Annotated in this window: 19 protein-coding genes and 2 tRNA genes; 9 read left to right on the top strand and 12 right to left on the bottom strand. The window is 41.6% G+C overall.

The genetic code is table 11. From position 1 onward, the window contains the following. Positions 1–366 precede the first annotated feature (366 nt). The 6 genes from QZ379_RS08280 (at position 367) to QZ379_RS08255 (ending at position 5,341) form a co-directional block, all read left to right on the top strand. Positions 367–1,017, top strand: coding sequence for a PASTA domain-containing protein (locus QZ379_RS08280; RefSeq protein ID WP_291563021.1), 651 nt, complete (start codon positions 367–369; stop codon positions 1,015–1,017). A gap of 14 nt (positions 1,018–1,031) precedes the next feature. Beyond that, positions 1,032–2,099 carry an RluA family pseudouridine synthase gene (locus QZ379_RS08275; protein ID WP_291563018.1) on the top strand — a complete coding sequence of 356 codons (1,068 nt, stop codon included), beginning with the start codon at positions 1,032–1,034 and terminating at the stop codon, positions 2,097–2,099. 4 nt (positions 2,100–2,103) lie between these two features. Next, positions 2,104–3,093: a D-alanine--D-alanine ligase gene (locus QZ379_RS08270; RefSeq protein ID WP_291563015.1), complete on the top strand. Its 990-nt coding sequence runs from the start codon at positions 2,104–2,106 to the stop codon at positions 3,091–3,093. 26 nt (positions 3,094–3,119) lie between these two features. Next, the gene (locus tag QZ379_RS08265) at positions 3,120–4,274 is read left to right on the top strand and encodes an acyltransferase (protein ID WP_291563013.1); all 1,155 of its coding nucleotides are present in this window, start codon (positions 3,120–3,122) and stop codon (positions 4,272–4,274) included. 32 nt (positions 4,275–4,306) lie between these two features. Continuing rightward, the gene (locus QZ379_RS08260) at positions 4,307–4,927 is read left to right on the top strand and encodes a NigD-like C-terminal domain-containing protein (RefSeq protein ID WP_291563010.1); all 621 of its coding nucleotides are present in this window, start codon (positions 4,307–4,309) and stop codon (positions 4,925–4,927) included. 66 nt (positions 4,928–4,993) lie between these two features. Then, a complete protein-coding gene (locus QZ379_RS08255) occupies positions 4,994–5,341 on the top strand; it encodes a rhodanese-like domain-containing protein (protein ID WP_291563024.1) in 348 nt (115 codons plus the stop codon). Positions 5,342–5,411: 70 nt separating this feature from the next. Here QZ379_RS08255 and QZ379_RS08250 read toward each other — a convergent pair whose 3' ends face one another. Both QZ379_RS08250 and QZ379_RS08245 read right to left on the bottom strand, forming a co-directional pair. Next, a complete protein-coding gene (locus tag QZ379_RS08250) occupies positions 5,412–6,374 on the bottom strand; it encodes an acetylornithine carbamoyltransferase (RefSeq protein WP_291563007.1) in 963 nt (320 codons plus the stop codon). A gap of 99 nt (positions 6,375–6,473) precedes the next feature. After that, the gene (locus QZ379_RS08245; protein WP_291563004.1) at positions 6,474–7,721 is read right to left on the bottom strand and encodes a glutamate-5-semialdehyde dehydrogenase; all 1,248 of its coding nucleotides are present in this window, start codon (positions 7,719–7,721) and stop codon (positions 6,474–6,476) included. A gap of 212 nt (positions 7,722–7,933) precedes the next feature. Here QZ379_RS08245 and QZ379_RS08240 point away from each other — a divergent pair, with 212 nt between their 5' ends. Together QZ379_RS08240 and QZ379_RS08235 are read left to right on the top strand one after the other, a co-directional pair. After that, on the top strand, positions 7,934–8,167 hold the full coding sequence (locus QZ379_RS08240) for a DUF2007-related protein (RefSeq protein WP_291563001.1): 234 nt from the start codon (positions 7,934–7,936) through the stop codon (positions 8,165–8,167). Beyond that, positions 8,164–8,634, top strand: coding sequence for a hypothetical protein (locus tag QZ379_RS08235; protein ID WP_291562998.1), 471 nt, complete (start codon positions 8,164–8,166; stop codon positions 8,632–8,634). The genes QZ379_RS08240 and QZ379_RS08235 overlap by 4 nt, the downstream gene beginning before the upstream one ends. Before the next feature lie 52 nt (positions 8,635–8,686). Here the strand turns inward: QZ379_RS08235 and QZ379_RS08230 are convergent. From QZ379_RS08230 to prmC, 8 genes are all read right to left on the bottom strand, one after another. Then, a tRNA-Leu gene (locus tag QZ379_RS08230) sits at positions 8,687–8,771 on the bottom strand. A 17-nt stretch (positions 8,772–8,788) separates the two neighbouring features. Next, a tRNA-Gly gene (locus QZ379_RS08225) sits at positions 8,789–8,861 on the bottom strand. 176 nt (positions 8,862–9,037) lie between these two features. Beyond that, complete coding sequence (argH, locus tag QZ379_RS08220; protein ID WP_291562995.1) at positions 9,038–10,378, bottom strand: argininosuccinate lyase; 1,341 nt, start codon at positions 10,376–10,378, stop codon at positions 9,038–9,040. A 35-nt stretch (positions 10,379–10,413) separates the two neighbouring features. Beyond that, the gene (locus QZ379_RS08215) at positions 10,414–10,845 is read right to left on the bottom strand and encodes an SRPBCC family protein (protein WP_291562992.1); all 432 of its coding nucleotides are present in this window, start codon (positions 10,843–10,845) and stop codon (positions 10,414–10,416) included. Positions 10,846–10,957: 112 nt separating this feature from the next. Then, a complete protein-coding gene (pyrE, locus tag QZ379_RS08210) occupies positions 10,958–11,593 on the bottom strand; it encodes an orotate phosphoribosyltransferase (protein WP_291562990.1) in 636 nt (211 codons plus the stop codon). A gap of 108 nt (positions 11,594–11,701) precedes the next feature. Continuing rightward, positions 11,702–12,394, bottom strand: coding sequence for a ComF family protein (locus QZ379_RS08205; protein WP_291562987.1), 693 nt, complete (start codon positions 12,392–12,394; stop codon positions 11,702–11,704). 3 nt (positions 12,395–12,397) lie between these two features. After that, positions 12,398–12,862 (bottom strand): regulatory protein RecX, encoded by a 465-nt coding sequence (locus tag QZ379_RS08200; RefSeq protein ID WP_291562985.1) that lies wholly within the window; start codon positions 12,860–12,862, stop codon positions 12,398–12,400. Continuing rightward, on the bottom strand, positions 12,859–13,698 hold the full coding sequence (gene prmC, locus QZ379_RS08195) for a peptide chain release factor N(5)-glutamine methyltransferase (protein WP_291562982.1): 840 nt from the start codon (positions 13,696–13,698) through the stop codon (positions 12,859–12,861). Before prmC ends, QZ379_RS08200 begins: the two co-directional genes overlap by 4 nt. 32 nt (positions 13,699–13,730) lie before the next feature. On the opposite strand from prmC, the gene ribD reads away from it, so the two are divergent. Further along, positions 13,731–14,771, top strand: a complete 1,041-nt coding sequence (gene ribD, locus QZ379_RS08190) for a bifunctional diaminohydroxyphosphoribosylaminopyrimidine deaminase/5-amino-6-(5-phosphoribosylamino)uracil reductase RibD (protein ID WP_291562979.1) — start codon at positions 13,731–13,733, stop codon at positions 14,769–14,771. A 234-nt stretch (positions 14,772–15,005) separates the two neighbouring features. Here ribD and dcm read toward each other — a convergent pair whose 3' ends face one another. Together dcm and QZ379_RS08180 are read right to left on the bottom strand one after the other, a co-directional pair. Continuing rightward, on the bottom strand, positions 15,006–16,049 hold the full coding sequence (dcm, locus tag QZ379_RS08185; RefSeq protein ID WP_291562976.1) for a DNA (cytosine-5-)-methyltransferase: 1,044 nt from the start codon (positions 16,047–16,049) through the stop codon (positions 15,006–15,008). Beyond that, on the bottom strand, positions 16,037–17,312 hold a 1,276-nt coding region (locus tag QZ379_RS08180; RefSeq protein WP_291562973.1), incomplete at its 5' end, for a DUF3883 domain-containing protein. The genes dcm and QZ379_RS08180, both read right to left, overlap by 13 nt.

Genomic DNA, 17,312 nt, shown 5'->3' with positions numbered 1-17,312 from the left:
TATTTTATCGGCTGAAAAACAGCCGATAAAATTGTCGTGGCGGAAAATAGAATGCTTACCAATTATTTGTATTCAATTTCCCACCTCGACGCCCATCACCACATAACATATATTTACGTTCTATTTTTTAAAATTATGATTATGGCAAATGAAGAAATTAACCATCAGGAGACATATGACATATATTATGCAGCAAGATAAAACATCCTTAAATGTTAATCCCCGTTTTCTAATCACTGTGAAAGATGTGAAAGAAAAAACAATGGTAATTACCGTACTTTCATACCAAACATAATATATTTATGTCCACATTAGCTAAATCTAAAATCAAAAAATCGTATCTTTGTCGAAAATATTCAACAAGTTATGATAGGATTTAAAGACTTCTTTTCGTTCCAGAAAAACAAGTTCTTCTGGATAAACATAATTGGAATGGTGGTAGTAGTTATTGCTGCTTCATGGGGAACGCTGGCATGGCTTGATTCATATACAAGGCATGGAGAGGCACACATTGTTCCTGATGTGAAAAACAAAAGCATTGAAGAGGCTGCAAAAATTATCAGTCAGGGTACAATGAAATATGCTGTGATTGACTCCAACTATGTGAAAGGAGTTCCGGCCGGAATGGTCTTGGAACAGGCTCCGGCTGCCGGTTCAAGAGTGAAAGAAGGAAGAACGGTTTATCTCACTATCACGACAACATCCGTACCGTTGGTAACATTGCCCGACATCATAGACAACAGTTCCGTAAGACAGGCTGCCGCGAAGCTGAAAAGTATCGGCTTCAAACTTACCGAACCTGAACTTGTTCCGGGAGAACAGGACTGGGTGTATGGCATCAAATACAGAGGCAAAGAGCTGAAATCGGGTGATAAGGTTCCGAATGAGGCTTTGCTCACTTTATGTGTAGGCGATACGCATCTGAGAGATTCACTGGCAGTTGATTCTACTTACATGGAAATAAACTCCATACCGGATGCTGAAAATGATGTAAAAGTAGATGATTCCTGGTTCTAACTAATACTGAAAGAATGGCTGAAGATATTTATTTGGACGATTTAGACGAGACTTTGGATGATATAGAACCTGCAGGAGGTTCAGGAGAGCTGTATGAGCATTTCAAGGTGGTGGTAGACAAAGGGCAATCGCCGGTGAGAATTGACAAGTATCTCTTTGAAAGGATTGTCAATGCTTCAAGAAACAGAATACAGAGTGCTGCAGATGCAGGGTTTGTAATGGCTAACGGGAAACCGGTCAAGAGCAGTTATAAGGTAAAGCCTTTGGATGTGCTGACAGTCATGATGGACCGTCCGAAGTATGACAATGATATTATCCCGGAGGACATTCCTTTGGATATTGTTTATGAGGACAGCGAACTGATGGTTATCAACAAGCCGGCCGGTTTAGTGGTACATCCGGGATGCGGGAACTATCACGGGACATTGGTGAACGCTATCGCATGGCATCTTAGGGATGTTCCGACATACGACCCTAACGACCCACAGGTGGGACTGGTTCACCGTATAGACAAGGATACTTCGGGGCTGCTTGTTATTGCAAAAACTCCTGATGCAAAGACAAGCCTCGGAATGCAGTTCTACAATAAAACGACGAAACGTGAATATAACGCATTAGTGTGGGGTATAGTAGAAGAGGATGAGGGTACGATAACAGGAAACATCGGACGTAATCCGAAAGACAGAATGCAGATGGCTGTCATGTCGGACCCTGAACAGGGGAAGCATGCAGTGACACATTATAAGGTATTGGAAAGGCTCGGATATGTGACCTTAGTGAAATGTGTACTCGAGACGGGAAGAACGCATCAGATACGTGTCCATATGAAACACATAGGTCATGTGCTTTTCAACGATGAGAGATACGGAGGAAATGAAATTCTGAAAGGTACTCATTTCAGCAAATACAAGCAGTTCGTGAACAACTGTTTCGACATATGCCCAAGACAGGCTCTACATGCCAAGACTTTGGGGTTCGTCCATCCTAAAACGGGCGAAGAGATGTTCTTCACCTCCGAATTGCCAAAGGATATGACTGAACTGATTGAAAAATGGAGAACTTATATAAGTAATAGAGAATAAAAACATGAAACGTACAGTAGCTATTATTGCCGGCGGTGATTCTTCTGAACACGAAGTTTCAATGAACAGCGCAAAAGGCATTTATTCATTTATCGACAAGGAAAGATATAACCTCTATATAGTAGAACTCAGCAAGAAGGCATGGGAGGCTGTGCTTGCCGACGGTAGCCGCTCAACTGTGGACAAGAATGATTTCAGCTTCATTGATGGCGACAAGAAGATAAAAACGGACTTCGCGTATATCACAATCCATGGTACTCCGGGCGAAAACGGTATTCTTCAGGGATATTTCGAGCTGTTGGACATCCCCTACTCTACTTGCGACGTATTAGTTTCAGCCATGACATTCAGCAAGTTCACTCTTAACCAATATCTGAAAGGATTCGGAATAAGAGTAGCTGAATCAATGCTTGTGAACAAACGTTTCGGTATAGAGGATAAGGATGTAGTGGAGAAAATCGGACTTCCATGTTTCATCAAGCCTAATGCAAGCGGTTCGAGCTTTGGAGTGACTAAAGTCAAGACTGTGGAACAGATTCAGCCTGCACTGCAAGCTGCATTTGCAGAGTCGGACGATGTTATGATAGAGGCTTTCATGGACGGTATAGAACTGGCAAACGGATGTTACAAAACGAAAGACAAATCCGTAGTATTCCCTATCACCGAGGTGGTGAGCGACAACGAGTTCTTCGACTACAATGCGAAGTACAAAGGTGAAGTGACAGAAATCACTCCTGCCCGTCTTAGCCCTGAGCTTACTGAGAGGGTGAAGAAACTTACATCCGCCATCTACGATATCTTAGGATGTAAAGGTATTGTCAGAATAGACTATATCATAACCGAGGGCGAGAAAATCAATATGCTTGAGATTAACACCACACCGGGCATGACAGCAACAAGCTTTATTCCACAGCAGGTAAAGGCTGCCGGACTGGATATCAAGAATGTAATGACTGACATTATCGAAGAAGGTTTGTCAAAAAGCAACAAATAATATACTAACCATAAAAATATAAAGCCATGAAAATACCTGCAGAATTTGACGAGATTCGTCCTTATTCACCGGAAGAGCTTCCGCAGATTTTCGATGAACTGCTGTCTGACAAAGACTTTCAGGAGGTGATAAAGAAGGTTATGCCTGACACACCGCTTGATGCCCTGACAAATATATTGCGCAACTGCAAGACCAATCTTGATGTACAGAAGAATATATTCTACGGACTGCTGCACGACCTTATAAAGAAATGCAGCGACGGATTCAGTCTTGACTGTTCGCAGATTGCAGAAAAGAACAAAGGATATACTTTCATCTCAAACCACAGGGATATAGTACTGGATTCAGGTTTCCTTTCTGTAGGACTTATTGACAATGGTTTCCCTACGACAGTAGAGATTGCCATAGGCGACAATCTGCTGATATATCCATGGATTAAAAAACTGGTCAGAGTAAACAAGGCTTTCATCGTACAGAGGGCATTAAGCATGCGACAAATGCTTGAATCGTCGGCCAGAATGTCAAGGTATATACATTTTGCCGTAACACAAAAGCAGGAGAATATCTGGATTGCACAGCGCGAAGGCAGGGCTAAAGACTCGAACGACCGCACTCAGGACAGCGTGCTGAAAATGCTTGCAATGGGTGGCGACAGGGATATTATAGACAGTCTTAAGGAGCTGAATATCGTTCCATTGTCACTCTCTTATGAATATGACCCTTGCGATTTTCTTAAAGCACAGGAAATGCAGTTGAAGAGAGATGTAGAAGGTTTCAAGAAGAGTCAGAAGGACGACCTTATAAATATGCAGACAGGTATTTTCGGATATAAGGGAAGAATACATTTTCAGGCCGGTCTGTGCATAAACGACGAACTGGAGACCTTGAGAGGATTGCCTAAAACAGAAATATTTACCCATGTATCGGAAATCATAGACAGTTATATCCACAGGAATTACCGTCTGTATCCAGCCAATTACATTGCATGCGACATGTTGGACGGAAACACTTCGATGGCAGAACATTACACAGAAGAAGACAAATTGAAATTCGAAGCATATCTTCAGAAGAAGATTGGACTAATTGACATACCGAACAAGGATGTTGATTTCCTAAGACAATGCATCCTGACGATGTATGCCAATCCGGCTAAAAATCATTTACAGGCAATCAGAAAATGAGGATAAAGCACTACATATTATTTCTGTGCTGCATGTCGGTATTTACAGCATGCAAAGACGAAGAGTATGTCTATCCGAACGTGCTTACAGAAATGGTGGATATAAAAACCGACTCATCAGGGAAGCTCTCATATATAGACACCGACTACGGTTCCTCGTATAAGATAAACGAACGCAGCGGACTGGAGGGTTTTACTCCAGACTCTGTGTACCGTACTTTGTCTATATTCGAAACACTGGATTCAGAGAGTAACGGTATGTCGGCAACATTATATTCATGCCAGTTTGTAATATCTGCCATCCCTTCTACCGAAGATAAATTCACCGACGGAATAAAGACCGACCCTTTAGACATAGAGAGAATATGGCGTTCAGGTGATTACATAAACATGGTTTTGGACGTAAAGGCTAAGGACAAAACTCACATAATCAACTTTATTGACTACGGAATAAATGAGAATCCCGACGGAAACAGTACCCTGTCCATAACATTATATCACAACCAGAACGGGGACTATGAGGCTTTTACAAAAAAAGCATATGCATCTGTTCCGCTGTGGCCATACAAGGAAAAGCTTAAGCAGGGGGACAAGATAGAAATAACCGTCAATACATATAAAGAAGGAGTAACCAAACGCGAATTCAACTACTAAACATAACAGAGTATGGTATTGAAAAGTATATATTTCATGTTTTTCGTATGCGTCTTTCTGTTTGGAATGATGGCATGCAGTTCAAAACCAAAAGATAAGTTTGCCAACCTGTCCACAGATGAGTTTGAAAGACTTATAGAGAACGAAAACGTACAAAGACTCGATGTCCGTACTGTAGCCGAATACAGTGAGGGGCATATACCCGGAAGTATAAATATCAACATCATGGATGACAGTTTTTCGTCACTCGCAGACCAGGTTCTTGACAAGTCACAACCGATTGCCGTATATTGCAAGAGTGGAAGAAGAAGCCGCAATGCAGCCCGTCTGCTTGTAAAAAAAGGATATACAGTCTACAATCTTGACAAAGGAATTCTGAACTGGATAGAATTAGGAAAAGAAATAGAGAAATAAGAAATGCAGTCCGACAAAAGCGATGGATGTCGGACCGCATTATTGTTTTATCACATTTCGTTTTTGAGTCTTACAGAGCCTGAAGCATTCGTTTCAGTACCACAGTAGCCGATATTTCGCGGTTAGCAGCTTCAGGAATAACAAGTGAAGTAGGAGCTTCTATCACGTCGTCGGTAACAATCATATTGCGGCGTACTGGCAGACAGTGCATGAAATAAGCATTGTTGGTAACTGCCATATGTGCAGCGTCTACAGTCCAGCTCATGTCCTTTGACAGAATCTTTCCATAGTCCTCAGGATTTGTTACTCCCGGACATGCCCAGTTCTTTGCATAGATAAAGTCTGCACCTTCGAAAGCTTTCATCTGGTCATATTCTACCTTTGCACCACGCACAAACTTAGGGTCAAGTTCATAACCGTGAGGGTGAGTTATCACGAAATCCACATCAGCTTCGTTCATGAAATCAGCAAATGAGTTAGGAACGGCCTGTGGAAGTGCTCTTGGATGAGGAGCCCACGTAAGAACCACTTTCGGACGTTCTTTCTTCTTATACTCTTCTATTGTTATAAGGTCGGCAAATGCCTGAAGCGGATGTCCTGTAGCAGCTTCCATTGAGAAAACAGGCTTGCCGGAATACTGGATAAACTGATTAAGAATCTTTTCTGTGTAATCGTCTGTACGACTCTCAAACTGAGCGAAAGAACGCACACCGATAATATCGCAGTACGATGCCATTACAGGAATTGCTTCCAAGAGATGTTCGCTCTTGTCGCCATCCATCACCACTCCGCGTTCTGTTTCCAGTTTCCATGCTCCCTGATTGACATCAAGCACTATAACATCCATTCCGAGATTTCTTGCTGCCTTTTGTGTGCTGAGGCGGGTACGAAGGCTATTATTGAAGAAAATCAGAAGACAAGTCTTATGTTTGCCCAATGATTCATATTTATAACGGTCTTTCTTTATCTCAAAAGCTTCTGCCAGGGCTGTCTTAAGGTTGCCCAAGTCGAATACGTTTGTATATGTTTTCATAACATCTATGTATATTAATTAGTTTTATACCGCAAAAATACTATAAAAATACAATAAAAGATAGTTTTTTCGTATTTTATTGCATATTCTCTCTGTTTTTTATTTTCTAATCTGACCTTCTCCGTCTATCAGCCACTTATAAGTAGTTATTTCTTTCAGCCCCATAGGACCACGGGCATGAAGTTTCTGCGTACTGATTCCTATTTCAGCACCAAGGCCGAACTGTGCACCATCTGTAAATGAAGTAGGCGCATTTACATATACACAGGCGGCATCAACCGCTCTTCTGAAATACTCTGCAGCTTTCCTGTCTTCTGTCACAATACATTCACTATGCTTGGAGCTATACTTGAAGATATGATTTACCGCTTCTTCCACACTGCTTACAGTCTTAACAGCCATCTTGTAATCAAGGAACTCTGTTCCGTAACTTTCCTGAGTTGCAGGTTTCAGCAGAGAGTCAGGATAAAATCCCTTAAGCGACTGCATCGACGGTTTATCCGCATAAACAATTACATTTGACTCTGCAAGCGGAGCACACAGTTCCGGTAAATCAGAAAGTCTGTCGGTATGAATCAGAAGGCAGTCAAGGGCATTGCATACGCTGACTCTCCTGGTCTTGGCATTGTTGATAATCCCGGCTCCAATTGCTGTATCGCCAGCAAGGTCGAAGTATGTGTGACAGATTCCTGCACCTGTTTCAATCACCGGAACCGTAGCCTCCTTACGCACATAGTTTATCAGATTGCTACTGCCGCGAGGGATAATAAGGTCTACATAGTCATTGGCATGCAGCAGTTCCGTCGTTGCCTCACGGTCCGGTGGCAATAAGCATACGATATTCCTGTCTACCCCATACTTATCCAAAACTCCGTGAATAGTTTCAACTATCGCCTTATTTGAGTTATACGCATCGCTGCCTCCTTTCAAGATACAGGCACTGCCACTCTTCATACACAAAGAAAAAACATCAAAGCTGACATTTGGACGTGCCTCATATATCACCCCGATAACTCCGAACGGTACGCTCACTTTCCATAGTTTCAATCCGTTTGGGCGTATATCCTCATAAAGAACCTTACCCAATGGCGAAGGCAATGCCGCCACATTCCTCATATCCGAAGCGATATCGTCTATTCTTGCCGATGTAAGTTTCAGCCTGTCGTACTTAGGGTCGGAAGGATCCATCAGTTGTAAATCCATGGAATTAGCCTCAAGGATGATATCTTTATTACTTACTGCAGCATCCGACACAGCCGTCAGAATCTCATTTATGCGTTTTTCTTCCATCAGGGCTAACTTACGCGAAGCAAGCTTAACAGCCTGAAAAGTTTCATTTAGTTCCATAATCACGTTTTTTTCAATTCATTATTCGCAAAAATATCATTAATATTTGAAATATAGTAAATTATACGGCAAAAATCCTCCAAATACAGAAAGATTAGTACTTATACGATGTTTAACAGCCTTTTACTTGCTTTTCCGGATAAAAAAACTTAACTTTGAAAATATCATAGAGAGAGTCAACACATATTTATTAACCATTAAAGACAAAGACTATGGGAGAAATTAATTATGACGCATTAGTAGAGGTTTTCAAAGGTAACCTTTGGGAAGCCGAATTGGTAAAAGGCTTGTTGGAATCGGAAGGAGTACAAGCTATGATAAAGGACGAAACCTTGTCGGCCGTTACATCTCCATATTCAGGAATGGGAGGAACAGTACTGGTAATGGTTAATAAGGAAGAAGAAGTTTATGCCAGAAAGGTGGTAGCAGAAAGAAGTAAACCATGAGAAAAAGTCTTTTTACAATAGCGATAACTTTTTTGCTCTCATTCGTATCGGTCAGTGCAGAAACGCTCAAACCTACATCATGGAGTTCGTACGGAGTGTCATTTCTTGCACCGGCCGATATTATTGTGGACGACGATTCAGAAGAAGGCTATACTATAAGTAATTCCAATATCACTATCAACGTACAACTTCTGAACGGTGAAGGTCTAAAAAAGACAGAGTTCAAGAGCAGCCTACAACATATCTCAGACGAAGACAACGTCACTGTCCAATCAGACATAACTGAAATAGACTTAACTCACTTCTTCGGTGCTTACCTGACAGGAAACTGCGAAACAGACCAGTGCCTGTATTCCTATCTAACGGTCAAAGACAACAGTTGCAGTTTCTACATTTCAATAATCTATAAACCATCAAATGCATACGATGCGATAAAAATAATCAGGAGTTTCAAACTTGATGAGTAACAAAAATCCCTTGTAAATCATTAATTTACAAGGGATTACATGTATTCAAGTGTACTCGAAGCGGGACTTGAACCCGCACAGCTGCAATAGCCAAGGGATTTTAAGTCCCTCGTGTCTACCGATTCCACCATTCGAGCATCCATTCAAAGAGAAGAGCGGAAAACGAGACTCGAACTCGCGACCCTAACCTTGGCAAGGTTATGCTCTACCAACTGAGCTATTTCCGCGTTTACGGGTGCAAATGTATGGAGTTTTTGTATAACTTCCAAACATTTCACCCGTTTTCTTTTCAAAAAAGTCCGTTTTGATAATTCCAAAGGGCTTTTAGTGTATTTGAAATTCTTTTGCAAAACGTTTTCAATACTTTTGCAAAAGGGCTGAAGCCAATACAAGCCGCTTTACCTTATCTTCCCAAAAGGGCTTTTTCTGCATTCTCAACTACGGAGAAGTCAAAACCTGACACTACCTTATCCATCAGCTCTGTGATACGGTCGTTGCACAAATTACCGATACTTCCTTCGTGAGTGTGATGTACCTGCTTGTTGTGTGTAAACTTACCGGCTTCAATGTCGAGTCCCACTTTCTTGTAAGCATCGCGGAAAGGCATACCTTCTGTAGCCAGACGGTTTACTTCCTCTACACTGAATATATACAGATACCTGTCGTCATCAAGAATATGTTCGTTCACATAAATCTTGTCCATGATATATGTAGCCATCTGCAGACAGTCCTTCAGTTCGGAAAATGCCGGAAGGAACACTTCCTTGATAATCTGAAGGTCGCGGAAATATCCGGAAGGCAGGTTATTCATAATCATCATTATCTGCTGTGGCAATGCCTGTATCTTGTTGCATTTGGCACGTGTAAGCTCAAACACATCCGGGTTTTTCTTATGAGGCATGATACTTGAACCGGTAGTACATTCGTCCGGAAGTTTCACGAATCCGAAATTCTGACTGCTGAACATACATGCGTCAAAAGCCAATTTAGACAATGTTCCGGCAATAGAAGCAAGTGCGAAAGCCACATTACGTTCCATCTTTCCTCGTCCCATCTGTGCATACACTACGTTGTAGTTCATCGAGTCGAAGCCCAACAGGCGTGTAGTCATCTCGCGGTTCAAAGGAAATGAAGAGCCGTAGCCTGCAGCCGACCCCAACGGATTGCGGTTGCACATCTTATATGCAGCCTGCAGGAACATCATATCGTCTACAAGGCTTTCGGCATATGCACCAAACCAAAGCCCAAATGACGACGGCATGGCTATCTGCAAATGTGTATATCCCGGCATCAATACGTCCTTATACTTGTTGCTTTGTGCGATAAGAACCTTGAACAAATCTTCTACAGCCTCAGCTATTTCTTTCAGTTGCGCACGGGTAAAAAGTTTGAGGTCCACCAGCACCTGATCGTTTCTTGAACGACCGCTGTGGATTTTCTTACCCACATCTCCAAGTTTTCTTGTCAGCATAAGTTCCACCTGAGAATGTACATCCTCAATACCGTCTTCTATCACGAAGTCACCTTTTTCGGCAGAAGCATAAATATTCTTCAGTTCTTCAAGCAAAACCTTCAATTCATCAGACTTCAGCAGTCCGATACTTTCAAGCATAGTGATATGAGCCATCGAGCCCAAAACATCATGCTTTGCAAGGTAGAAATCCATCTCGCGGTCGCGTCCTACCGTAAAACGGTCGATTTCCTCGTTCACCTGAACATTTTTTTCCCAAAGTTTCTGAGCCATATTCCCGTCAGTTTTAGTTCTAAAGTATAAACAAATTAATAAGGTATAGCCGAAAGCATCTCAGCCAGTTTCTCCACCCCTTCCTGAAGCGGTTTTGACACCATGGCTTTCATAAACATGTTCACTTCGGCACGTATTGTAACTCTCATTTTTGACTGTTCGTCCGACACCGGAAGCATCTGAATCCACAAGTTCATTGGAACAGGGGATTTGTCGCCTTCGAACTTGATACACTTCATCGGTTCACGTTCTATGATTCTAAGAGTCAGACTGATGCCCTGCACCTTGAGGGTTATAGAATCATGATCGAATGTCATATCCTCCAGTTTTCCGTCAAGTTTATCTTTTACGGCATCCAAACGCTGACGTACAGACTCAAGATTGTTCAAATCCGACAGTTTGTTATAAACTCGTTCCTGGCTGTAAGGAACATATTTTACAGAACTTTCGTATTGCAATGCTGCCATATATCTTCAAAAAATAAAAAAAGAAACACGGATTTCACCGAATGACACGATTCGCAATCAGGAACCGTGAGACCAGCAGAATCCGTGTCTCCAAATAATATGTTAGTATTAATTATTTACCTGTCCAGTGTGCAGGGTCTTCTCTCCAAGCCTGAAGTACAGGGATATCATCTTCGTCGATGTAGTTAGTCTTAAGAGCAGCGTCAAGCACAGCATTGTAGTTTGTCAAAGTAATAAGTTCTACCTTTGCATCGTTAAATGCCTTTGCAGACACATCGAATCCGTAAGTGAACGATGCCACCATACCGATAACTTCACAACCGTCGCGACGGATAGCCTCAACAGCCTTCAAGCTGCTACCACCTGTAGAAATCAAGTCTTCTACAACCACTACTTTCATACCAGGACGCAATTCACCTTCGATAAGGTTTTCCAATCCGTGATCTTTTGGGCTTGAGCGAACATATACGAATGGCAAGTTAAGTTCTTCAGCTACCAACGCACCCTGAGCGATAGCTCCTGTAGCCACACCGGCAATAGCATCAACCTGACCGAATTTTTCAAGAATAACGCGACATAGTTCCAACTTCACGAAATTACGAAGTGCAGGATAAGACAAAGTCTTACGGTTGTCGCAATAAATAGGAGATTTCCAACCTGAAGCCCAAGTAAATGGGTTAGCCGGCTGAATTTTAACAGCTTTAACTTTCAGCAATTTCTCTGCGAATAATTTTTCCAAAGCTTTCATAATTTTACTAATATCTGATAAACATTTGTGCAAAAGTATAGAAATACATCGGGATTTGAAAATTTATATGTATTAATTTTGCTAAAAACTGACGTAAAGCATCATATATCAAGATTTGGCCCATGCCAGTGTTACAACACTTATTTTAACAGAATCAACACTTCGGAGTGCATCAAGACAGGCCGAGATTGTCGCTCCGGTAGTCAGTACGTCATCTACCAGAAGTATATGTCTGCCACTTAATAAGGCGGCCTTTTCTGTCACGCCAAACAGTCCTTCCGTATTCTCCCACCTTTCAAAAGCAGATTTATGAGTCTGTGTGGCATTATTATGTATCCTCCTCAAGATATTTGTTACTACAGGAATGGAAGTTATCTCAGAGATACCTCTCGCCAGCAGTTCCGACTGGTTATATCCTCTTTCTCTCATTCTGTTTTTATGCAGAGGAACAGGTATTATGAAATCTATACCGTCAAAGAATCCAGTGCCTATAAGTTCAGCCCCCATGATACGCCCCATCTGTCTGCACAGACGCTTCCGACCGTGATACTTCATTTCATGAAGGATGCTTGCCACAGCTCCTCCACGTGCATAATAATATAATGAGACAGCCCGTTCTATAGGATAAATTCCCCAGAAACGACGTTCCATCTCATTCTCGGGCGTATTCAATATCCCTGTAGCGGGCAGTGAAACCATACATGATATACACACTCCTTCCTCCTGCGAGGAAAGCAGTTTCCCACAACATGCACATGTGCGAGGAAAAAAGAAATCACGTATATCCTTCAGAATATTCATTCTCTATTCGAAATCACCTTTTACAAATCTCATTATCTCCTGCATCGTAAAGCCTCTTCCGGCTGCAAAGCGTATAAGTTTAGCATTGCGCTCGTACTCCGTTTCTGCTTTGATACTTTTCAGTTTCTGTTTAAGCAGATTCTGCAGAATACCGTTATACTCATCCTCATCTATATCCTCCATTCCGGCATTTATCTCGTCCGATGTAAGCCCTTTCATGCGCAAGGACTGTGCAATCTTCATTCTTCCCCACTGATTGAAACGATACTTGTCGCGCACATACGCACTGCAGAAGCGTACTGTGTCGAGATATTTCTCCTTGAAAAGATGAGCCATAACAGCAGCAAGCGTTTCCGGACTTGCTCCCCACCCCTTCAGTTTCGCCTCTACATCCGACGGACATCTTTCAACCGACGAACAATAAGCCTCAGCCTTGTTCTGCAACTCTTTCTCTGTATATTCTTTCATGGTCTTAACGCTTTTATCATTCTGTCATTACCGGACAAGTCTTTCCTCAATTCTATGTTCTTATATCCCATGCCGCACAACATTTCCACAGTTTCCTTGCCGTAGGCTCTGTTTATCTCAAAATATATCATACCTCCGTCATCCAATATCTCAAGACCTATCTCAGCAATACGTCTGTAGAAACGCAAAGGGTCATTATCCGGCACAAACAACGCCAGGTCCGGTTCCCATTCGAGGACATTCTTCTCCATATCCACCTTCTCGCTCTCCGTGATATAAGGAGGATTGCTGACAATAATATCCACCTTGATGTCAGGAATTTCAGCACCAAGCACATCTACACGGCCGAAAGCCACATCCGCATTGTTCATACGGGCATTTGCAGCCGCAACCGCCAATGCATCTTCCGAGATATCCCATGCCGACACCACCGGAGCATCCATCATCAAGGCCAATGAAACCGGAATACATCCGCTACCTGTACCTATATCGAGAACACGTTTTCTCTCACCTTTACCGTCCTCCACTATCCAGTCTATCAGTTCGGCCGTTTCCGGTCTTGGGATAAGCACTGCAGGAGTCACCTTAAAGCGAAAGCCGCAGAACCATGTTTCACCTATTATATATTGCAAAGGCTCATACGATTTCAGACGCGCCAGAATATCATTTACCTCCGAAAGTTTTTCTGACGAAAAATTCATATCTTTGCCTGCATATAGGTCAAGAGCCGACAGCTGAAACTTCTCTGTCAGAATATGCTTTGCCATGGCAGCAGCCTCGGCATCCGGATAGAAACCGGAAAGTTCTTGTCGTATATAAGTATATATTGGATGCATAATGTGCAAAAATAAGAAAAAAGCTCAACAATATGACTACAGATGAGAAATATATCCGCAGATGCATAGAACTTGCATCGAACGGACTGTGTAATGCAGCTCCAAACCCTATGGTAGGGGCAGTGATAGTACACAACGGCAAAACAATCGGCGAAGGCTATCATGCCAGATGCGGAGAAGGCCATGCCGAAGTAAATGCCATACGCTCAGTAAAAGACGAGAGCCTGCTCAAGGATTCTACCATATATGTAAGTCTTGAACCATGTTCGCACTACGGCAAGACTCCTCCATGTGCCGACCTTATCATCAGCAAGGGCATTCCCCGCGTAGTGGTAGGCTGTATCGACCCTTTCTCACAAGTGTCGGGCAGAGGGATACAGAAACTTCGCGATGCAGGTATTGATGTCACCGTAGGAGTATTGGAAGAAGAATGCAAGAACCTTATCAGACGTTTCGTGACATTCAACACTCAGAAGCGTCCGTATATCACTCTGAAATGGGCAGAATCGGCCGACGGATTCATTGACGCCAACCGTAAAGAAGGCTCACCGGTTGTGCTGTCCACTCCCATCACATCCATGTATGTACACAAGCAGAGAGCAGAGCACAAGGCAATACTCGTAGGCCGAAGAACCGCCCTGTTGGACAATCCATCACTCACTACACGCAACTGGTACGGTGTAAATCCTTTGAGATTAGTGACAGACCGTAATCTCACTCTGCCGTCCGACTTAAAACTCTTCGACCACAGCACGCCTACTATTGTTTTTACAGCTGAAAAGAAAGAGAATGAGGAAAACCTTGAATATATAACCATCGACTTTTCAGCAGATATACTACCTCAGATTCTCACTGTCCTTTATGAAAGGAAGATACAGTCGCTGATGGTGGAAGGAGGCACTACCCTGCTACAGTCGTTCATCGACTCCGGGCTGTGGGACGAGATGTTTGTGGAACATTCTGAAAAAGTATTGGGCGAAGGTGTGAAATCGCCTGTTATACCGAAAGGAGCAGTGATGAAGACCGAAATGCGCGACGGGATTTGCGTGAGTCATTATAGAGGCAAGCGATGATAAAAGGATATGTTCACTATTTGTTCAGTGGCCGTTCAGTAAACACTCAGTGAACGAGGAATGAACTATTAACGCAGAAGCCTATTTACATGCAAGATACAATGCTGATATATTTTATATCCTGCCATAACAAATATTAGCGTAACTCCAAAAATTAGGAACGGATAGCTGTTTCTGAACAGATTATTCTGTATCAAGTTCCGACAAGCTTCTTCTCCAAAAGACCAAAGAGCCCTAAAAAAGTGACAACTGAACTGGAGTATTATTAACTATAGACATCGAGTCTACTATATTCCTCTCTAAGCAAGGAGTATTGATACAAGACTGTAATGACCTTGCGATATGCCACATCATTACAGGAGGGACGGCATTTCCTATTGCCTTATATTGCCTTATTTGCGAAACAGAGTTAAAAATAAATGAATCAGGAAACGATTGTATACGAGCCGCTTCACGAGAAGAAAAACGTCTGTATCTATCACCTACCATAAACACAGGGTCAGTGCTGTTAAGACTTACCTTTGCAAGATGGGCACTAATAGTATTACAAGGTTCAGCCAGGGACATTACACGACCTTTATTCATCTTTTCTCTAACTGCCAACATTCCGGCAACTGCTTTTTCACTAAAAAACAACGACTCGTCACGATTACACTCCTCAATAATAACATTTCCCAGAACCTTACGTTCCGAGCTCTTTACTTTTAAAGGATAATGGAACTTATAAAAGTCTTCCTTATTTTTAAATCCTACAATTATAACACGTTCACGCTTTTGTGGGACACCGTAATCTGAAGCCAATAGCAATTTGTGAACTACCGTATATCCTGCTTTCCTGAATTCATCAACAATCATAGGAAAAGCTTTCCCTTTGTTTGCAGAAAGAATTCCTTTCACATTTTCCGCAACAAAGAGCCTCGGTTGACGTTCCTTCAAAATCTTTACCATCTCAAAAAACAGCATACCTCTTTCATCCTTATAGCCTAACCGTGGTGGATTTTGGGCTGATATAGAGAACGACTGACAAGGGAAACCGCCAATAAGCATATCAAATTGAGGCATCTCATCAACCTCAATATCACGCACGTCCTTAACTATACATTTATGTTTAAAGTTGTCATTATATATTTTTGTACAATATTCATCATTATCAACAGCATACACTATTTCAAACGGATTCTCCATATACTCCTTACCAAGATAAGAAAAACCGCCTATAACACCTAAATCCATTCCACCACATCCGCAAAACAATGATGCAACTTTTATTTTTTCCATACAAGTAATTTGGTAGGTTTAAAATTATCTATAGAGAATGTTATCTCCATTCCGTCACGTGGTTCTGCCTCAATCATATCATTCTTATAAAGACTCACAGGATTTCGTAAGACAAAAAGAATTTTATCAGTTTCACTCAACATCAGCCTGTAGATGTAATAGTGTTCCTTTATCGTTCCTGCAACTCTCCATTCATTTGGCGACATGTGAAATCCATACATTTGTATCTTTCTCTTACTAATCGTAGTTTTTACTTCTATGTATCTATGGTCTTCTGTACCATCAGCCTCGAAACTGTCAATATCAAAACCTGGATGATAAGTAGGACTATCTACAATTTGCACAAACCGTATAAAATTTTCATAACCGTTTATCTTTAAACGCATCTTTTCGTGTCCACAAATTATCGCTTCACCAAGGTTTCCAATATTCTTAGTTGTTTTATCATCCGACATTACCACATCTTTTATACGTTCATCAAAAATCACATCGATTTCTGTATCTTTTCCTATAACGGAACGTAAATCAGTCTTAAAGAGTTGTGGATTCATTGAATTATTGACATATTCAAACCAAGACGGCTCTACTTTTGCCAATTCGCTTGTTTCTATATTTTCCTTGCCATAAAATGACTCATATCCATCAAACCATGTGTCATCTTCCGCAAAAACACTCAACACTTTCAATTCGTTACCTTTTAAAGAAAAATATCCATTGCGTTTTTCCAACAAGTTGGCGATTTCCATATAATCAAGAATATCTCCTGCATAACGTGTCATATCTCCTTTTGTACGAGGAGTACCTGCCAATGAGAGCGTTTTTCTGTCATTTGGATTATAGTATTTAATTCTATTTTTTCTGTTATACAGAATTGTTCTTGCAACTTCATCAACAGAAACCAAACCGCTTGTAACACGTATATCATTGAAAATGCAATATGTAGCTTCTTCCGCCGAAATGGTCATTTCTTTCTCACTGTTTGTTTGGCTCAGAATTCTGTTTCCTTCCATCAAAACCTGAACAATAGTTCGCGCTGGTTTAAATCTTATGTTATGATATATGATTTCTTTCAAATCTTTTGGTTTCATATGGCCACCCGGAAACTGGAAAGAAAACAGAAACAGCCTCAAAAACTGAGTCAAATCCTGATTGACATGAAGGAACTTTGCCATTTCCGACGTTTCTGTAACGCCGATTTCCTTATTTTCTTTATTTAAGTTTCGCAAGTCAGTATGAAAGTTTATAAGAGGGTATAAAAGAAGG

It is taken from the genome of Bacteroides sp. (assembly GCF_019417265.1).
GTDB lineage: Bacteria > Bacteroidota > Bacteroidia > Bacteroidales > Bacteroidaceae > Phocaeicola.
Note: the sequence above shows the minus strand (reverse complement) of the source record. Positions and strands in the feature narration are given on the sequence as shown.